Below are 1,589 nucleotides of genomic sequence, written 5' to 3' on the forward strand. Positions count from 1 at the left end.
GGATACCGATATCGCTGTCAGAGTGGACGATCGCACAAGCGCCGGCCCGGTGAACGAGCGGGATATTTTCGCGAATGGCATCATAGGCTTCCATCTTGAAGCCCCACCAGTCCGCCCACATGGAAGAGCAAATCTCTTCTTCAGCGAGTTTGTCTGCAATCTTGTAGCTTTCGACCGCATGGTGAAAAGAGGTCACCTCGTAGCCGAACTCCTTCGACATATCGATGATCTGCGCCATCTCGTCGGCGCGGTAGCAGTGCATGTGGACCAGGATATCGCCGTCGAGCACGCCTTTCAGCGTATCAAGCTCAAGATCGCGCGCGGGCTCCTCGCCGCCTTCTTCTTCCCACGTCTCCCACTTTTTCTTGTATTCCTGCGCCTTGATCCAGGAACTGCGGTATCCCGCGACATTGCCCATGCGCGAGTAAGGCGCCCCGCCGGGAAAACGGCCGCCGCCATAACCGTAGACGCGTTTCGGGTTTTCGCCGCAGGCCATTTTGAGGGTGTAGGGGGCGTCTGGAAACTTCATGCCCTGGACCGTGCGCGAACGGACGTTCTTGACCGTCACGCCCCGACCCCCGAACAGGTTTGCAGACCCCGGGAGTATCTGCATGGATGTGACGCCGCCTGCCAGCGCCCGCGTAAAGCCAGGATCCTGGGGCCAGACGCCGTGCTCTGCCCAGACTTCGGCGGTAACAGGCGCGGAAATCTCATTGCCATCATTGTGTGCGCTGACACCAGGCGAGGGATAGACACCGAGATGGGAGTGATTGTCGATAATTCCCGGCGTCACGAATTTTCCCGCTGCGTCTATAACTTCAACGTTCTCGCCAGCCTCGAGATCTTCGCCAATTTCGGCGATAGCCCCGTTGCTCAGCAGCACGTCATAGGATTCGAAGACCCCGCCGATGCCATCATAAACCGTCGCGCCCGTGAGAAGAACGGGGCCGGAGGGGTAGGGCGTATAAGTCGAAGGGAAAGGGTCCTTGTCGAAGCCTGCCTCGTCTGATTTGGCCGCCGGATCTTTGGTCTCCGAACCGTCCTCGCTGCCGCATGCCGCGAGCCCGATACCCAGCAGGCACACTGCTGCAACACCAATCGCACGTTTCATTCTCGCCCCTCTGCCAGTTTGCACGGTGGACATAGTGCTCTGATTGAAGCGAGATTCAATGGTGGGTGTGCCGAATTGTCATGAAAAATAGACCGGCGTTTTAGCCATTGCTGACGGGCGGACGAGGCACGCTTGTGGCGCGGACACGGGAGGCTCCATCAAGCTGGCGCCACGCGGCTAGCTGAGCGCGCGCGTGCAATTTGGCGCCCCGAGATCGACTGCGAAACTTGCAGGCGTCGGCGCGGCCTTAGGCGGGACCTTGCCCACCTTCTTCATAAGTTGAGCAAGAGCGGCCTTGCTGAGCGTTGCCGGATTAATGCCAGCAGGGCGCCTCGGCCTCGCGCCAAAGCCGCGGCGGAGCCGACCATTGGTGTAGATGGCGTTGGCGTGGATGAGGGCTGGCAGCGTCATGAATTCGCATGATAGCGACACATTTATCATGTCGCCGTTCTGAACCCGGTGCGGCATGGTCTGAGGC

The 1,589-nt window shown here is 59.7% G+C and carries 1 protein-coding gene and 1 pseudogene; both read right to left on the reverse strand.

Annotated elements, in window-relative coordinates; all coding sequences use genetic code 11:
• Positions 1 to 1,111: amidohydrolase (locus WA989_RS07560; protein ID WP_424339894.1), on the reverse strand; the 1,111-nt coding region annotated here is incomplete at its 3' end.
• A 177-nt stretch (positions 1,112 to 1,288) separates the two neighbouring features.
• Positions 1,289 to 1,589, reverse strand: a pseudogene (locus tag WA989_RS07565) (hypothetical protein); the annotation flags it as partial.

Source organism: Henriciella sp., from assembly GCF_049649345.1.
Taxonomy (GTDB): Bacteria; Pseudomonadota; Alphaproteobacteria; order Caulobacterales; family Hyphomonadaceae; genus Henriciella.